Annotated in this window: 13 protein-coding genes; 7 read left to right on the top strand and 6 right to left on the bottom strand. The window is 70.8% G+C overall.

Translation table 11 applies throughout. The features are described 5' to 3' along the window. Nucleotides 1-14: 14 nt before the first annotated feature. The 4 genes from ACZ7L5_RS01280 (at nucleotide 15) to ACZ7L5_RS01265 (ending at nucleotide 3,634) form a co-directional block, all read left to right on the top strand. Entirely contained in the window at nucleotides 15-827 is an 813-nt protein-coding gene (locus tag ACZ7L5_RS01280) for a PaaX family transcriptional regulator (protein ID WP_471513368.1), read from the top strand. Between the two features lie 127 nt (nucleotides 828-954). Next, a complete protein-coding gene (cysC, locus tag ACZ7L5_RS01275) occupies nucleotides 955-1,521 on the top strand; it encodes an adenylyl-sulfate kinase (RefSeq protein ID WP_471513366.1) in 567 nt (188 codons plus the stop codon). Next, a complete protein-coding gene (gene cysD, locus ACZ7L5_RS01270; protein WP_471513364.1) occupies nucleotides 1,518-2,420 on the top strand; it encodes a sulfate adenylyltransferase subunit CysD in 903 nt (300 codons plus the stop codon). Before cysC ends, cysD begins: the two co-directional genes overlap by 4 nt. 2 nt (nucleotides 2,421-2,422) lie before the next feature. Continuing rightward, nucleotides 2,423-3,634: a sulfate adenylyltransferase subunit 1 gene (locus tag ACZ7L5_RS01265; RefSeq protein WP_471513362.1), complete on the top strand. Its 1,212-nt coding sequence runs from the start codon at nucleotides 2,423-2,425 to the stop codon at nucleotides 3,632-3,634. Here the strand turns inward: ACZ7L5_RS01265 and ACZ7L5_RS01260 are convergent. Continuing rightward, nucleotides 3,618-5,933, bottom strand: a complete 2,316-nt coding sequence (locus ACZ7L5_RS01260) for a bifunctional salicylyl-CoA 5-hydroxylase/oxidoreductase (RefSeq protein WP_471513360.1) — start codon at nucleotides 5,931-5,933, stop codon at nucleotides 3,618-3,620. The genes ACZ7L5_RS01265 and ACZ7L5_RS01260 overlap by 17 nt on opposite strands. Nucleotides 5,934-5,937: 4 nt before the next feature. Next, a complete protein-coding gene (locus tag ACZ7L5_RS01255; RefSeq protein WP_384186803.1) occupies nucleotides 5,938-6,765 on the bottom strand; it encodes an enoyl-CoA hydratase family protein in 828 nt (275 codons plus the stop codon). Nucleotides 6,766-7,084: 319 nt separating this feature from the next. Between ACZ7L5_RS01255 and ACZ7L5_RS01250 the strand changes: the two genes are divergently transcribed. Further along, on the top strand, nucleotides 7,085-7,537 hold the full coding sequence (locus ACZ7L5_RS01250) for an ATP-binding protein (protein ID WP_328878616.1): 453 nt from the start codon (nucleotides 7,085-7,087) through the stop codon (nucleotides 7,535-7,537). Between the two features lie 5 nt (nucleotides 7,538-7,542). Here the strand turns inward: ACZ7L5_RS01250 and argF are convergent, their stop codons facing one another. Both argF and ACZ7L5_RS01240 read right to left on the bottom strand, forming a co-directional pair. Next, nucleotides 7,543-8,550 (bottom strand): ornithine carbamoyltransferase, encoded by a 1,008-nt coding sequence (gene argF, locus ACZ7L5_RS01245; protein ID WP_469405178.1) that lies wholly within the window; start codon nucleotides 8,548-8,550, stop codon nucleotides 7,543-7,545. Nucleotides 8,551-8,630: 80 nt separating this feature from the next. Continuing rightward, nucleotides 8,631-9,854 (bottom strand): arginine deiminase, encoded by a 1,224-nt coding sequence (locus ACZ7L5_RS01240; protein WP_471513358.1) that lies wholly within the window; start codon nucleotides 9,852-9,854, stop codon nucleotides 8,631-8,633. Nucleotides 9,855-9,976: 122 nt separating this feature from the next. On the opposite strand from ACZ7L5_RS01240, the gene ACZ7L5_RS01235 reads away from it, so the two are divergent. Both ACZ7L5_RS01235 and ACZ7L5_RS01230 read left to right on the top strand, forming a co-directional pair. Next, the gene (locus tag ACZ7L5_RS01235; protein WP_365057099.1) at nucleotides 9,977-11,014 is read left to right on the top strand and encodes an SPFH domain-containing protein; all 1,038 of its coding nucleotides are present in this window, start codon (nucleotides 9,977-9,979) and stop codon (nucleotides 11,012-11,014) included. Continuing rightward, complete coding sequence (locus tag ACZ7L5_RS01230; protein ID WP_471513356.1) at nucleotides 11,011-11,910, top strand: diacylglycerol kinase catalytic domain-containing protein; 900 nt, start codon at nucleotides 11,011-11,013, stop codon at nucleotides 11,908-11,910. The genes ACZ7L5_RS01235 and ACZ7L5_RS01230 overlap by 4 nt, the downstream gene beginning before the upstream one ends. A gap of 15 nt (nucleotides 11,911-11,925) precedes the next feature. Here the strand turns inward: ACZ7L5_RS01230 and ACZ7L5_RS01225 are convergent, their stop codons facing one another. Both ACZ7L5_RS01225 and ACZ7L5_RS01220 read right to left on the bottom strand, forming a co-directional pair. Then, nucleotides 11,926-14,547: a polynucleotide kinase-phosphatase gene (locus tag ACZ7L5_RS01225; RefSeq protein ID WP_471513354.1), complete on the bottom strand. Its 2,622-nt coding sequence runs from the start codon at nucleotides 14,545-14,547 to the stop codon at nucleotides 11,926-11,928. Further along, entirely contained in the window at nucleotides 14,544-16,034 is a 1,491-nt protein-coding gene (locus ACZ7L5_RS01220; protein ID WP_471513353.1) for a 3' terminal RNA ribose 2'-O-methyltransferase Hen1, read from the bottom strand. Before ACZ7L5_RS01220 ends, ACZ7L5_RS01225 begins: the two co-directional genes overlap by 4 nt. Between the last annotated feature and the right edge of the window lie 67 nt (nucleotides 16,035-16,101).

Genomic DNA, 16,101 nt, shown 5'->3' with positions numbered 1-16,101 from the left:
CCGTACGACCTAAGATGATCAACGTGTCCGACCAGCATGCACCACGGTCTCTCATCGTCACGCTCTACGGCGCCTACGGCCGCTACATGCCCGGCCCGGTGCCGGTCGCCGAGCTGATCAGACTGCTGGCCGCGGTCGGCGTGGACGCTCCCTCGGTACGTTCGTCCGTGTCGCGGCTGAAGCGGCGCGGGCTGCTGCTCCCGGCCCGCACGGCACAGGGCGCGGCGGGCTACGAACTCTCCAAGGACGCCCGCCAGTTGCTCGACGACGGCGACCGGCGCATCTACGCCACCGCGCCGCCCGACGACGAGGGCTGGGTGCTCGCGGTGTTCTCGGTCCCGGAGTCGGAGCGGCAGAAGCGCCATGTGCTGCGCTCCCGGCTGGCCGGCCTCGGCTTCGGGACGGCCGCCCCGGGCGTGTGGATCGCACCGGCACGGCTGTACGAGGAGGCCCGGCACACTCTTCAGCGGCTGCGCCTGGAGGGGTACGTCGACTTCTTCCGCGGCGAGCATCTCGGCTTCACGGCGACCGCGGAAGCCGTCGCCCGCTGGTGGGACCTGGCCGCGATCGCCAAGGAGCACGACGCGTTCCTCGACCGCCACGCGCGCGTGCTGGCCGACTGGGAGCAGCGGCACGACACTCCTGCCGAGGAGGCGTACCGCGACTACCTCCTCGCCCTGGACTCCTGGCGCCACCTCCCCTACACCGACCCGGGCCTGCCCGCCCGGCTGCTCCCCGCGGACTGGCCGGGCGCGCGGTCGGCCGCCGTGTTCCGGGGGCTGCACGAGCGTCTGCGGGACGCGGGAGCCGGCTACGCCGGTCTGTGACCTCGGGCGCACCATGAGCCACTAACAGAACCCTCAGGTTCCTCTGCGTCTCCTCTCAAGTTTCTTACCTAGCGTCCATCGGGTCGTCGCGAAGTAGGACGAGGGTAAGAGATGAGGACTGTTGCGCATGACCACCACGGCCCGAAAGGCAGGCCCAAGGGCTCAGGGAGCCACCGTCTGGCTCACGGGGCTGCCGAGCGCGGGCAAGACGACCATCGCCCGCCGGCTCGGTGACCGGCTGAAGGGCGAGGGACATCGCGTGGAGGTCCTCGACGGCGACGAGATCCGCCGCTTCCTCTCCGCCGGCCTCGGCTTCTCCCGGGAGGACCGGAACACCAACGTGCAGCGCATCGGTCTGGTCTCGGAGGTGCTCGCGCGCAACGGCGTGCTGTCCGTCGTCCCGGTCATCGCCCCGTACGCCGACAGCCGCGAGGCGGTGCGCAAGCGGCACGAGGCGAGCGGGACGCCGTACATCGAGGTGCATGTCGCCACCCCGGTGGACGTGTGCAGCAAGCGGGACGTGAAAGGGCTGTACGCCCGGCATGCCGCGGGGCAGTTGTCCGGACTGACGGGTGTCGACGACCCGTACGAGCCGCCCGAGGCCCCCTCCCTCGTCCTTCCCACACAGCTCCAGACACCCCAGGAATCGGCCGCCGCCGTCTACGCCGTACTGGCGGAACGGGGGCTGGTGTGAACGGGTTCGGCCTCTCGCACCTGGACACGTTGGAGTCCGAGGCGGTTCACATCTTCCGTGAGGTGGCGGGTGAGTTCGAGCGGCCGGTGATCCTGTTCTCCGGCGGCAAGGATTCCGTCGTCATGCTGCATCTGGCGCTGAAGGCGTTCGCGCCGGCGCCGGTGCCGTTCACGCTGCTGCATGTGGACACCGGGCACAACTTCCCCGAGGTGATCGAGTACCGCGACCGTGTGGTGGCCGCCCATGGGCTGCGCCTCCATGTGGCCTCCGTACAGGACTACATCGATCGGGGTGTGCTGCGCGAACGTCCCGACGGGACACGGAATCCTCTGCAGACGGTGCCGTTGACGGAGAAGATCCAGAGCGAGCGGTTCGACGCGGTCTTCGGCGGCGGGCGTAGGGACGAGGAGAAGGCACGGGCTAAGGAGCGCGTCTTCTCGCTGCGGGACGAGTTCTCGCAGTGGGACCCGCGCCGCCAGCGGCCCGAGCTGTGGAACCTCTACAACGGCCGTCACGCTCCCGGCGAGCACGTGCGCGTGTTCCCGCTCTCCAACTGGACCGAGCTGGACGTATGGCAGTACATCGCCCGCGAAGGCATCGAGCTGCCGGAGATTTATTACGCCCATCGGCGTGAGGTGTTCCGGCGGGGCGGGATGTGGCTGACGGCGGGTGAGTGGGGCGGGCCTCGCGAGCACGAGGTCGTCGAGAAGCGTCAGGTCCGCTATCGCACGGTCGGCGACATGTCGTGCACCGGCGCGGTGGACTCCGACGCCGACACCATCGAGAAGGTGATCACCGAGATCGCCGCGTCCCGGCTCACCGAGCGCGGCGCCACCCGCGCCGACGACAAGATGTCCGAGGCCGCGATGGAAGACCGTAAGCGCGAAGGGTACTTCTGAGCATGACCGTGAACACGCTTCGGTTCGCCACCGCAGGGTCCGTCGACGACGGCAAGTCGACGCTGGTCGGACGCCTGCTGCACGACTCGAGATCAGTCCTGACCGACCAACTGGAGGCCGTGGAGCACGCCTCCCGCAACCGCGGCCAGGACGCCCCCGACCTCGCACTGCTCACCGACGGTCTGCGGGCCGAGCGGGAACAGGGCATCACCATCGACGTGGCCTACCGCTACTTCGCCACCCCCCGGCGCCGGTTCATCCTCGCCGACACCCCCGGCCACGTGCAGTACACCCGCAACATGGTCACCGGCGCCTCCACCGCCGAGCTGACGGTGATCCTGGTCGACGCCCGTAACGGGGTGGTCGAGCAGACCCGCCGGCACGCCGCGATCGCCGCACTGCTGCGGGTTCCCCATGTGGTCCTCGCCGTCAACAAGATGGATCTGGTCGGGTACGAGGAGCGGGAGTTCGACGCGATCGTCGAGGACTTTGCGGGCCATGCAGCGGAGTTGGGGCTGCCCGGCTTCACTCCGATCCCGGTCTCGGCGCTCGTCGGGGACAATGTCGTGGACCGCTCGGCCCACATGGACTGGTACGGCGGCCCGGCGCTCCTGGAGTTTCTGGAGAACGTCCCGGTCGGCACCGATCCCGCCGACGCCCCTGCCCGCTTCCCCGTCCAGTACGTGATCCGGCACGGTGAAGCCCGCCACTACGCGGGCCAGTTGGCGTCGGGTGGGCTGCGGGTCGGAGACCGGGTGACCGTGCACCCGTCCGGCGCGACGTCCGAGATCACCGGCATCGACGTACTCGGCCGGGACGTCGACGTGGCGTACGCGCCGCAGTCGATCAGCGTGCGCCTCGCCGACCAGCGGGACGTCTCGCGAGGCGACCTGCTCACCACGGGCGTCGACGTCCCCACGCTCACCCGGTACGTCCGGGCGGCCGTGTGCCACCTGGCCGACCGCCCGCTGAGGGTCGGCGGCCTGGTACTGGTCCGGCACACCACCCGAACCGTGACGGCCGTCGTCAAGGATCTCGGCGGGGCAGCCGAGTTGAGGGCCAACGACCTGGGCCGGATCACCCTGCGCGCTGCCGAGCCGCTCGCCCTCGACGACTACGCGGTCTCCCGGCGCACCGGCGCGCTCCTCCTGATCGACCCGGTGGACGGCACGACGCTGACCGCCGGTATGGCCGAGCTCAACTCCCCAGACTGAGCCGGGGTTTGGGTGCGTCCGTGCGCCCCGTCTGCGGACGCCGGCCGCCCGCGCGGTACGGCGCCGGCCAGACGGCACCGGGGCCGTCGTAGCCCTGCTCGGCCGCCGCGTGCAGGGTCCAGTGCGGGTCGTAGAGGTGAGGTCGGGCGAGGGCGCACAGGTCCGTACGGCCCGCCAGAATCAGGGAGTTGACGTCGTCCCAGGAGGAGATCGCACCGACCGCGATCACCGGCAGGCGGGTGGCGTGGCGGATCCGGTCCGCATACGGCGTCTGGTACGACCTCCCGAACTCCGGCCGTTCGTCGGCCACGACCTGCCCGGTCGACACGTCGATCGCGTCGGCGCCGTGCGCGGCGAAAGCGCGGGCGATCTCGACGGCGTCCTCGGCCGTCGTCCCGCCCTCGGCCCAGTCCGTGGCGGAGATACGGACGGTCATGGGCCGTTCCTCCGGCCAGACGGCCCGAATGGCGTCGAAGACCTCGAGCGGGAAGCGGAGCCGTTTCTCCAGGGAGCCGCCGTAGGCGTCGGTGCGTCGGTTGGTCAGCGGGGAGAGGAAGCCGGAGAGCAGATAGCCGTGCGCGCAGTGGAGTTCGAGGAGGTCGAATCCGGCGCGGGCGGCGCGCCAGGCGGCAGCGGTGAACTGCTCGCGGATGTCGGTGAGTTGGGACCGCGTCAGCTCGCGCGGGGTCTGGCTGTACGGCTTGTAGGGGAGCGGGGACGGGGCCACGAGCGGCCAGTTGCCGTCCTCCAGCGGCTCGTCCATGCCTTCCCACATGAGCCTGGTCGAGCCCTTGCGCCCGCTGTGGCCGAGCTGCACACCGATCGCGGTGCCGGGGGCCTGCGTGTGCACGAACTGGACGATCCGCCGCCAGGCCTCCCCCTGCTTTCCGGTGTAGAGGCCGGTGCAGCCGGGGGTGATCCGGCCCTCCGGGCTGACGCACACCATCTCGGTCATCACCAGGCCGGCCCCGCCGAGGGCGCGGGCGCCGAGGTGGACGAGGTGGAAGTCGCCGGGGACGCCGTCGGTGGCCGAGTACATGTCCATCGGGGACACGACGACCCGGTTGCGCAGGGTCAGGCCGCGCAGCCGGAACGGGGTGAACATCGGGGGCGTGCCGGCCGGGCAGCCGAAGTCCCGCTCCACGGCCTCGGTGAAACCGGCGTCACGCAGGCGCAGGTTGTCGTGCGTGACGCGGCGGCTGCGGGTGAGGAGGTTGAAGGCGAACTGGCGCGGCGGCTGGTCGAGGTAGAGGCCGAGGTTCTCGAACCACTCCAGGCTGGCGCGGGCGGCGCGCTGCGTGGAGGCCACGACGGTCTTGCGCTCCTCCTCGTACGCCCTCAGAGCGGCGGGGATGTCGGGCTGTTCCTCCAGGCAGGCGGCGAGCGCGAGGGCGTCCTCGACGGCCAGCTTGGTGCCGGAGCCGATGGAGAAGTGGGCGGTGTGGGCGGCGTCGCCGAGCAGGACGACGTTGTCGTGCGACCAGCGCTCGTTGACGACCGTGCGGAAGGTCGTCCATGCCGACTTGTTGGACTTGAGGGACCGTCCGCCGAGCGCGTCCGCGAAGATCTTGGCGCAGCGGGCGATCGACTCCTGCTCGTCGAGCTCGTCGAATCCGGCGGCTCGCCACACGTCCTCGTGCATCTCGACGATCACGGTGGAGGCGTCGGGTGCGTAGGGGTAGCCGTGCAGCTGCATCACGCCGTGCTCGGTCTCCGCGATCTCGAAGCGGAAGGCGTCGAAGGCGAAGTCGGCGGCAAGCCAGATGTAGCGGCACTGGTGCGTGGCCACATGGGGGCGGAACACATGGGCGTAGGCCTCGCGGGTGGTGCTGTTCACACCGTCTGCGGCGATGACGAGGTCGTACGTCTCTGCCAGCGAGGCCGGGTCCGGGGCGTGTGCGCGGAACCGGAGCTCCACGCCGAGGGTGCGGCAGCGGTCGTGGAGGATCTCCAGGAGGCGTTTCCTGCCGAGTGCCGCGAAGCCGTGTCCTCCGGAGGTCTGGCGGGTGTTGCGGTGGACGATGTCGATGTCGTCCCAGCGGGTGAAGTGTTGTTGGAGGGCGGCGTAGACGTGGGGGTCGGCGTGTTCGATGCCGCCGAGCGTTTCGTCGGAGAGGACCACTCCGAAGCCGAAGGTGTCGTCGGGGGCGTTGCGTTCCCAGACGGTGATTTCTCGGGTGGCATCGAGGCGTTTGAGGAGGGCGGCGGCGTAGAGGCCGGCGGGGCCGCCGCCGATGACGGCGACTCTTTGGGGGTGGTCGGTCGACTTGGGCGGCCGCGGGTCCGATGCCGAGAGCATCCCCCTACCTCCCTTGCCATTTGGGCGGGCGCTTCTCCGTGAAGGCCGCGTGGAACTCTGCGTAGTCCTCGCCGTTCATCAGCAGCGCCTGCGTCGACGCGTCCATCTCCACCGATGCCGCCAACGGCATGTCCAGCTCGGCCGTCAGCAGGGCCTTCGTCTGGGCGTACGCCAGAGCCGGGCCCTCGGCCAGGCGGCGGGCGAGTGCCTGCGCGGCCTCATCCACCTTGCCCTCGTCCGTCATCTCGCTGATCAGGCCGATGCGCTCGGCCTCCGGTGCCCGGACCGGTTCGCCCAGCATCAGCAGCCGGGTCGCGTGGCCGAGGCCGACAATCCGGGGCAGCAGGTACGCGGCGCCCATGTCGCCGCCGGACAGCCCGACCCGGGTGAAGAGGAAGGCGAAGCGGGCGGTGGGGTCGGCGACCCGGAAGTCGGCCGCGAGTGCCAGTACCGCCCCGGCCCCGGCCGCCACCCCGTGCACCGCCGCGATCACCGGGAACGGGCACTCCCGTACCGCTCGCACGACCTGCCCGGTCATCCGGTTGAAGTCGAGGAGTTCGGCGGTGTCCATGGCCAGGGTGGCGCCGATGATCTCGTCCACGTCGCCGCCGGAGCAGAAGCCGCGGCCCTCCCCGGCCAGCACCAGGGCCCGCACCGCCCGCTCCCGGGACAGCTCGGCGAGCAGATCGCGCAGGTCGGCGTAGGCGCCGAAGGTGAGCGCGTTGAGTTTCTCGGGGCGGGCGAGGGTGACGGTGGCGACCCCGTCGGCCTGCTCGACCCGCAGATGTTTCCAGTCGGGGGTGCGGGCGGCGGAGCCGGTGAAGGGACTCATGACGTGCGGCCTCCTCGGGCGGACGGCGGGCACTGCCTCGCTGAGCTCTACCCTCCGAGCTCTACCCCTCGAAACTATCACTCAACTTTGACCGTCGTCACGAGCACGCAATAAGCCAACCGGGTGTGACCTTGCTCCGTCACATCCGTCACGGCTCGTCGACACCCCGGTAACGACGGGATCAACCGCGCGAGGGCCGCCGTTCACCTGGGTAAGTCGCCCAGCAGTCGGGGCCGAAGGTTCCGAACGGTGCCCTTCGCAGGCCCTTCGCCGGGTGGCGCCGTACCATTCATAAGGTTGAAAGCAGGACAGCCTGCTCATGAACGGACCCGCCTTGCAAGATCGCCCCTCAGCCTCCGCCTCCTGGCGTATCGCGCTGCCGCACACGGTCGCGGCCGTGCCCGTCGCGCGTGCCCTGGTCCGTACGGCGCTGGCCGAGCTGCAGCACGCCGCCGACAGCGACACCGCGGAACTGCTCACGGCGGAGCTGGTCGCGAACGCCGTGGAGCACACTGCGGGCGAAGGCCCGATAGAGCTGGTGGTGGAGCTGCTGCCGTCCGGCTGCCAGGTCGAGGTCCACGACCCGGACCCGGCGCCGCCCGGCGACCTGACCCGCCCCACCAGGGGCGAGCCCGACCCTTGGCAGGAGCACGGCCGGGGCCTCCTCCTGATCCGCACCCTGAGCTCGTCCTGCGGCCACCGACCGACGGACTCCGGCAAGGCGGTCTGGTTCAGACTGCCGGTCGTGCCGGCTCAGCGCCGCCCGCTGTAACCACCTCAGGCCAGGGTCGCCACCAGAACAGCCTTGATCGTGTGCATCCGGTTCTCCGCCTCGTCGAAAACGACGGAGTGCGCCGACTCGAAGACCTCGTCCGTGACCTCCAGCGACTCCAGGCCGTGCCGCTCGAAGATCTCGCGCCCGACCTTCGTACCCAGGTCGTGGAACGCCGGCAGGCAGTGGAGGAACTTCACGGCCGGGTTCCCGGTGGCCCGCAGCACGTCCATGGTCACGGCATACGGAGCCAGCGCGGCGATCCGCTCGTCCCACACATCCTTGGGCTCCCCCATGGAGACCCAGACGTCCGTGGCGACGAAGTCCGCCCCGAGGACCCCCTCGTCGACCTTCTCCGTGATCGTGATGCGGGCACCGCTGGTCTCGGAGAGCTTGAGGGCCTGCTCGATGATCGCCTGCGCGGGCCAGTACGCCTGGGGGGCGACGATGCGCACGTCCATGCCGAGCAGCGCCCCGGTGATCAGGTACGAGTTGCCCATGTTGAAGCGGGCGTCGCCCAGGTAGGCGAAGGCGATCTCCTTCGGGGGCTTGCCGCTGTGCTCCGTCATCGTCAGCACGTCGGCCAGCATCTGCGTCGGGTGCCAGTCGTCGGTCAGACCGTTGAAGACGGGCACGCCGGCGTACGCCGCCAGCTCCTCCACGTTCGCCTGGCTGTCCCCGCGGTACTCGATCCCGTCGTACATCCGCCCCAGCACCCGTGCGGTGTCCTTCACGGACTCCTTGTGGCCGATCTGCGAGCCCGACGGGTCGAGGTACGTCGTCGAGGCGCCCTGGTCGGCGGCCGCGACCTCGAACGCGCAGCGGGTGCGCGTCGAGGTCTTCTCGAAGATCAGCGCGATGTTCCGGCCCCGCAGGTACTGCGTCTCGGCCCCGGCCTTCTTGGCGGCCTTCAGTTCGGCGGCCAGCTCGACCAGCCCGAGGAACTCCTGCCCGGTGAAGTCGAGCTCCTTGAGGAAGTGGCGGCCGGCGAGGGCGGTCGGGACAGTCGCCATGGGGGCGCTCCAGAGGTACGTGAACAGGGACCTTGGAAGTCTATACGACTATAGGCATTTCTATACAGTCGGCTCTCGGTCTAAACGGCCGCGCGCTCGACCGGACAGCTCATGCACCGCGGCCCGCCTCTCCCCCGCCCCAGCTCGCTCCCCGGGATCTCGATGACCTCGATGCCCTGCTTGCGCAGATGCGTGTTGGTGGTGGAGTTCCGCTCATAGGCGACGACCACACCCGGCTCGACGGCCAGCACGTTGCAGCCGTCGTCCCACTGCTCGCGCTCGGCCGCGTGGACGTCCTGGGTGGCGGTCAGGACTCGGATCTCGCTGAGGCCGAGCGCGGCGGCGATCGCGCGGTGCATGTGCTCCGGCGGATGGTCGGTGACCTTGAGCTCCTTGTCGCCGGCGCCCGGTTCGATGGTGTACGAGCGGAGCATGCCGAGCCCGGCGTACTGGGTGAAGACGTCGCCGTCGACCATCGTCATCACGGTGTCGAGATGCATGAGGGCGCGCCGCTTGGGCATGTCGAGGGCCACGATCGTCTGCGCCGACCCGGCGGCGAACAGCTTGTGGGCGAGCATCTCGACGGCCTGGGGCGTGGTCCGCTCGCTCATCCCGATGAGCACGGCCCCGCTGCCGATCACGAGGACGTCCCCGCCCTCGATGGTGGAGGGATAGTCGGCCTGCCCCTCGGACCAGACGTGGAACGTTTCGTCGCGGAACAGCGGGTGGTGCCGGTAGATCGCCTCGAAGTGGACCGTCTCGCGCTGCCGGGCAGGCCAGCGCATGGCGTTGACGGAGACGCCGTCGTAGATCCAGGCGGAGGTGTCCCGGGTGAAGAGGTGATTGGGCAGAGGCGCGAGGAGGAAGTCGTCCAGCTCCATGACATGGAAGCGCACGGAGATCGGCTCGGAGTGCGCCTCCAGGAACTCCCGTTTGGTCATGCCGCCGACGAGGGCTTCGGCCAGTTCGGGCGAGGGCAGACCCTCGAAGGCCGCACGGAGATGATCCGTGGCCAGCACCCCGTACTCCTTCTCGTCGAAGACCCTGTCCAGGACGAGCTTCCGGGCCGCCGGGATCTCCAGGGCCTCGGTGAGCAGGTCGCCGAACAGGTGGACGGTGACCCCGCGGTCGCGCAGGACGTCGGCGAACCCGTCGTGCTCGGCGCGCGCCCGGCGCACCCACAGCACGTCGTCGAAGAGCAGGGCGTCCTTGTTGCTGGGGGTGAGCCTTTTGAGCTCGAGATCGGGCCGGTGCAGGATGACGCGGCTGAGCCGCCCGGCCTCGGAGTCGACATGGAATCCCATGCCTCCATCCTGACCATCGCCGACCGGGTTCACCCCCTGCTTGACCGTTTCCGTTTTCGTCCTCTTGACGACAAGAAGGTATCGCGATTATCGTCTACATGACGAAAAGCGAGGGGGTCCCCATGGCCGACATCACCCGGCGCCTCGGCTGGCGCCATCTGCGCGGCGCGCCCACGGCGCACATCCGCCACCACCGCGGCGGCAAGCTGCTGCACGACGGTCCCGGCCTCAGCTTCTGGTTCCGGGCGCTGACCGCCGCGCTGTCCGAAGTGCCGGTCGACGACCGGGAGCTGGCGATGACCTTCCATGCCCGTACGTCCGACTTCCAGGACGTGGCCGTACAGGCGACGGTCACCTACCGGATCAGTGACCCGGCGGTGGCGGCGTCGCGCCTGGACTTCTCGATCGACCCGGACACGGGCGCGTGGCGGGGCACGCCGCTGGAGCAGTTGGGGACGCTCCTGACGGAGACGGCCCAGCAGCACGCGCTGGACGTCCTGTCCCGTACGCCGCTGTCGGCGGCACTGGTCGACGGCGTGACGGCGGTGCGGGAGCGGATCGCGGCGGGCCTGGCCGGCGAGCCGCGGCTCCCGTCGACGGGCATCGAGGTGGTCGCCGTACGCGTCATGGCGCTGCGCCCCGAACCGGAGGTGGAGCGGGCGCTGCGCACCCCGGCCCGCGAGCAGATCCAGCAGGAGGCGGACCGGGCGACGTACGAGCGCCGGGCGGTGGCCGTCGAGCGGGAACGCGCGATCGCCGAGAACGAACTGGCCAGCCAGATCGAACTCGCCCGCCGCGAGGAACAGTTGGTGGACCAGCGGGGCACGAACGCGCGGCGGGAGGCCGAGGAGCACGCGGCGGCCGACGCGGTCCGGGCCGAGGCGGAGGCGGCACGGACGGTACGACTGGCCGACGCCGAGGCGGCTCGTTCCGTACGGCTGGCCCGGGCGGAGGCCGAGGGCGCGCGCGAGGTCGGTGAAGCACGGGCCCAGGCGCAGGCCGCCTGGCTGCGGGTGCACGGCGAGGTCGACGTGGCGACGCTGCACGCCCTCACCGGGACACGGCTCGCGGAGAACCTGCCGCGGATCGACAGCGTGACGGTGTCGCCGGACGTGCTGACGGGGCTGCTCGCCAGGCTCGGTACCCAGGAGCAGGCGTGAGCCTCGCTCCCCGGGTCGTCCTCGTCCATCGCACCACGGAGTACGAGGAGCTGGTGGCCCGGCACGGCACGCACGGCCAGGCCGCCTTCTTCCTCGCCTCCCGGGGCCGGGACATCGCGGAGGTCGCCGAACGCCACCACCGGACGCGCCGGGCCCTGGCGGACGTGACGTCGGCGATTCCGCTGACCTGGCGTCAGAGCCGGGTCGAACGGGCCGACTTGGACCGATTCCTGTTCGCACCGGAGGACGTGGTGGTCGTGGTCGGGCAGGACGGCCTGGTCGCGAACGTGGCCAAGTACCTCGCGGGACAACCGGTGCTGGGCATCAACAGCGATCCAGGCCGAAACCCGGGCGTCCTGGTGCGCCACCGCCCCGAGAACACCGGCCCGCTGCTCGCCGCGGCGCAATCCGCAAGGGGCACCTTCGACGAACTCACCATGGTCGAGGCCGTGGCCGACGACACCCAGCGGCTCGTGGCGCTGAACGAGATCTACCTGGGCGCCGTCGGACACCAGACGGCCCGATACCGCCTGGGCCTGGAGGACGACGGGGGTGTCGTCGAGGCCCAGGCCTCGTCCGGGGTGCTGATCGGCACCGGGACGGGGGCGACCGGCTGGATCCGGTCGGTGTGGCAGGAGCGGGGAGGGCAGCTGCGGCTGCCCTCCCCGACAGAGGAACGCCTGCTCTGGTACGTCCGCGAGGCCTGGCCGTCCCCGGCCACCGGTACGTCACGGGTGGCCGGAGAACTCGCCGCCGCGGCCCGTCTCCACCTCACCGTCGAGTCCGAGCGGCTCGTCGCCTTCGGGGACGGGATGGAGACGGACGCGGTCGAGCTGACCTGGGGGCAGACGGTCCGGGTCGGCGTGTGCCGGGAGCGGCTGCGGCTGGTCGGCTGAAGCCGCTCCCCCGGCTCACAGCCGGGGATCGACCGGCTCCGACTCCAGCGCCAGCACCCCGAACACCGCCTCGTGCACCCGCCACAGCGGCTCGCCCTCCGCCAGCCGGTCCAGGGCTTCGAGGCCCAGCGCGTACTCGCGGATGGCGAGGGACCGCTTGTGGTTGAGGAACCGCTGCCGCAGCCGGGCCAGGTTGTCCGGCCGCGTGTACTCCGGACCGTAGATGATCCGCAGGTACTCCCGGCCCCGGCACTTGATCCCGGGCTGGACCAGGCGCCCTTCCCCTCCCCCACTCTCGGCTTCGCTCGAGCGGGGGGACCCCCATCGCACCACCGCGCCGACCGGCTTGACGACCATGCCCTCGCCGCCGCGGCCCGTCATCTCCAGCCACCAGTCGACACCGGCCTGCACCGACTCCGGGTCACCGGTGTCGACGTAGAGGCGCCGGGTCGTCTGCAGCAGGCCGGTGCTGTCGTGCTCCACCAGCCGGTCGAGAAGGGCGAGCTGCTCGTTGTGCGGGAGCGCGGCCAGGCTGCGGCCCTGGACCGCCAGGATCTGGAACGGCGCCAGGCGTACACCGTCCAGGCCGTCCGTGGTCCAGCAGTACCGGCGGTACGCCTCCGTGAACGCGGCGGCGTCCGTGGCCCGTCCGCGCTGGCGGGCGAGCAGGTCGGACACGTCGACTCCGCGCGCCGCGGCACCCTCCAGGGCGGCGAGCGCACCCGGGAACACCGCCCCGGAGGCGGCGCCGACCGCGGCGTACTGCGACCGCAGCAGACCGTGCGCCTTGAGCGACCACGGCATCAACTCCGCGTCGAGCAGCAGCCAGTCGGTCTCCAGCTCGGCCCACAGGCCCGCCTCGGTGACCGCGGTCCGGAGCCGCTCCAGGATCGCCTCCGTCACCGACTCGTCGTCGAAGAACGGTCGACCGGTGCGGGTGTACAGCGACCCGGTGGGACCTCCCCCACTCTCGGCTACGCTCGAGCGGGAGGTGCCCCCAACCCCGAACCTCTTGCGGGCGGCCTCCGCGTCCAGGCACACCAGTGCCACGGCCCGCGAGCCCATGTGCTTCTCCTCGCACACGACCCGCTCGACACCCTCCGCCGCGTACTGCGCGAAGGCCTCCGCCGGGTGCTCCAGGTAGCCCTCGATGTGGCTGGTCGCCGTGGGGGCCATGGTCGGCGGGAGGTACGGCAGCAGGCGCGGGTCGACGGCGAAGCGGCTCATGACCTCCAGGGCCGCGGCCGCGTTCTCCTCACGGACCGACACCCGCCCGGCGTGCCGCGTCTCGACGACCCTGCGGCCGTGGACGTCGTTCAGGTCGAGCGGCCGTCCGTCGTGCCCGCCCGGCGCCTCCGTCCGCAGCGGCTTGGTCGGCTCGTACCAGACCTGCTCGGCCGGTACGTCGACCAGTTCCCGCTCCGGCCAGCGCAGCGCGGTCAGCTTGCCGCCGAAGACGGCACCGGTGTCCAGACAGATGGTGTTGTTCAGCCACGTGGCCTCCGGCACCGGGGTGTGGCCGTACACCACAGCCGCCCGGCCCCGGTAGTCCTCCGCCCACGGGTAGCGCACCGGCAGCCCGAACTCGTCGGTCTCCCCGGTGGTGTCGCCGTACAGCGCGTGCGAGCGCACCCGCCCCGAGGTGCGGCCGTGGTACTTCTCCGGCAGACCGGCGTGGCAGACCACGAGCCGGCCGCCGTCGAGGACGTAGTGGCTGACGAGCCCGTCGATGAACTCCCGCACCTCGGCGCGGAACTCCTCGCTCGCGCCCTCCATCTGCTCGATGGTCTCGGCGAGTCCGTGCGTGTGCTGGACCTTGCGGCCCTTGAGGTAGCGGCCGTACTTGTTCTCGTGGTTGCCCGGCACGCACAGCGCGTTGCCCGACTTCACCATCGACATCACGCGGCGCAGCACGCCCGGGCTGTCCGGGCCGCGGTCGACGAGGTCGCCGACGAAGACGGCCGTACGGCCGTCCGGGTGCGCACCGTCGACGTAGCCCAGCTTGCCGAGCAGCGACTCCAGTTCGGACGCGCAGCCGTGGATGTCACCGACGATGTCGAACGGCCCGGTGAGGTGGGTGAGGTCGTTGAAGCGCTTCTCGGTGACGACGGACGCGCTCTCGACATCGTCCACCCCTCGCAGGACGTGCACCTTGCGGAAACCCTCGCGCTCCAGGTGCCGCAGGGACCGGCGGAGTTCACGGGTGTGCCGCTGGATGACCCGGCGCGGCATGTCGGCCCGGTCGGTGCGGCCCGCGTTGCGCTCGGCGCACACGTCCTCCGGCACGTCGAGCACGATGGCTATCGGCAGCACGTCGTACTGCCTGGCCAGCTCGATCAGCTGCCGCCGGGAGTCCTGCTGCACGCTGGTGGCGTCGACGACCGTACGGCGGCCTGCCGCCAGGCGCTTGCCCGCGATGTAGTGCAGGACGTCGAAGGCGTCCCGGGTCGCGCTCTGGTCGTTCTCGTCGTCGGAGACCAGGCCGCGGCAGAAGTCGGAGGAGATGATCTCCGTCGGCTTGAAGTGCCGGCGGGCGAAGGTGGACTTGCCGGAGCCGGAGGCGCCGACGAGCACGACGAGGGAGAGGTCGGTGACGGGCAGGACCCGTCCCTTGGTCGCCTGGGTGTTCTCGCTCATGCCGCCTTCGCCTCCTTCTCGTCGTTCACACTGCTCTTCATGCCGGCTGTGCTGAGCTCAAACAGGGCCATCTGCGTGGGCGGCCCCACCTCCGGGTCGTCCGGCCCGACGGGTACGAACTCCACGCCGTACCCGTGCCGTTCGGCCACCGCCTCTGCCCACGCCCGGAACTCCTCGCGCGTCCACTCGAACCGGTGGTCGCCGTGCCGGACATGGCCGGCCGGGAGGGACTCCCAGCGGACGTTGTACTCGACGTTCGGGGTGGTCACCAGAACCGTCCGGGGACGCGCGGAACCGAACACCGCGTACTCCAGGGCGGGCAGCCGCGGCAGGTCGAGGTGCTCGATGACCTCGCTGAGCACGGCGGCGTCGTAGCCCTTGAGCCGGCTGTCGGTGTAGGCGAGGGAGCTCTGGAAGAGCTGCACGCGCGAGGCCTGCCGCTCCCCCATCCGGTCCAGCTTCAGCCGCCGCCCGGCGATGGTCAGCGCCCGCATCGACACGTCCACGCCGACGATCTCGGTGTACGCGGGGTCCTTGAGCAGCGCCTGCACCAACTGCCCCTGTCCGCATCCGAGATCGAGCACGCGCGCGGCACCGGACGTCTTCAGCGCGGCCATGATCGCGTCCCGGCGCTGCACGGCGAGCGGCGTCGGCTTCTCCTCGGCCTCGCTCTCCGCCTCGACCGCGTTGTCGATGTCCTCGACCTCGCTGTCGTCGGCCTCCGCGAGCCGCACCAGCTCCAGCCGCTCCATCGCCTGCCGGGTCAGCGACCAGCGGCGCGACAGATACCGGCTGGTGATCAGCTTCTGCTCCGGGTGCTCCGCCAGCCAGCCCTCACCGGCCCGCAGCAGCTTGTCGACCTCCTCGGAGGACACCCAGTAGTGCTTGGCGTCGTCGAGGACGGGCAGCAGGACATAGAGGTGACGCAGGGCCTCGGCGAGGGTCAGCGCTTCCGACTCCAGCACGAGCCGCACATAGCGCGAGTCTCCCCACTCGGGGAACTGCACGTCCAGCGGCACGGGTTCGGCGGTCACCGCCCAGCCGAGCGGCTCGAACAGGCCCCGTACGAGATCGGGGCCGCCCCGGGCCGGAAGCGCGGGCACCTCGATCCGCAGCGGCCGCGGCTGAGCCGGCAGGTCAGGACGGGCGGTGCACACACCCCGCATCGCGCTGGAGAACACACCGCTGAGCGCGACCGCGAGCAGCGAGGAGGCGGCGTACGGCCGGTCGTTGACGTACTGCGCGAGCGCCGCGTCGGGCGCGCCGCCCCGCCCCTTGCCCTTGCCGCGCCGGACCAGTGCCACCGCGTCGACCTCCAACAGCAGCGCCGCAGTGCAGCGCTCGGCATCGGCCTCGGGGTAGAGGACGTGCGCCTTGCCGTACGAGGTGGAGAACACCTGCGCCTTCTCGGGATGCTTGTGCAACAGGAAACCGAGATCGGTGGCGGGGCGTTCTGGGGTGCCGGTGGCAGTGATGGTCAGAAACACGGTGGGTCGGCCTTTGAATAGGGTCTGAGCTGCGCATGTGCGCCGCCAGTACAACGTACAGAGCAGA

This window comes from Streptomyces sp. NPDC107528, from assembly GCF_055639295.1.
Note: the sequence above shows the minus strand (reverse complement) of the source record. Positions and strands in the feature narration are given on the sequence as shown.

Bases quoted from the DNA above. Each gene is read 5' to 3' on its own strand.
- argF (WP_469405178.1), bottom strand. From the start codon at position 8,550: ATGGCGACTGTCCCGACCGCCCTCGCCGGCCGCCACTTCCTCAAGGAG.
- ACZ7L5_RS01260 (WP_471513360.1), bottom strand. From the start codon at position 5,933: ATGCTCTCGGCATCGGACCCGCGGCCGCCCAAGTCGACCGACCACCCC.
- ACZ7L5_RS01235 (WP_365057099.1), top strand. From the start codon at position 9,977: ATGGCCGACATCACCCGGCGCCTCGGCTGGCGCCATCTGCGCGGCGCG.
- cysC (WP_471513366.1), top strand. From the start codon at position 955: ATGACCACCACGGCCCGAAAGGCAGGCCCAAGGGCTCAGGGAGCCACC.
- ACZ7L5_RS01240 (WP_471513358.1), bottom strand. From the start codon at position 9,854: ATGGGATTCCATGTCGACTCCGAGGCCGGGCGGCTCAGCCGCGTCATC.
- ACZ7L5_RS01265 (WP_471513362.1), top strand. From the start codon at position 2,423: ATGACCGTGAACACGCTTCGGTTCGCCACCGCAGGGTCCGTCGACGAC.
- ACZ7L5_RS01255 (WP_384186803.1), bottom strand. From the start codon at position 6,765: ATGAGTCCCTTCACCGGCTCCGCCGCCCGCACCCCCGACTGGAAACAT.
- ACZ7L5_RS01250 (WP_328878616.1), top strand. From the start codon at position 7,085: ATGAACGGACCCGCCTTGCAAGATCGCCCCTCAGCCTCCGCCTCCTGG.
- ACZ7L5_RS01225 (WP_471513354.1), bottom strand. From the start codon at position 14,547: ATGAGCGAGAACACCCAGGCGACCAAGGGACGGGTCCTGCCCGTCACC.
- ACZ7L5_RS01280 (WP_471513368.1), top strand. From the start codon at position 15: ATGATCAACGTGTCCGACCAGCATGCACCACGGTCTCTCATCGTCACG.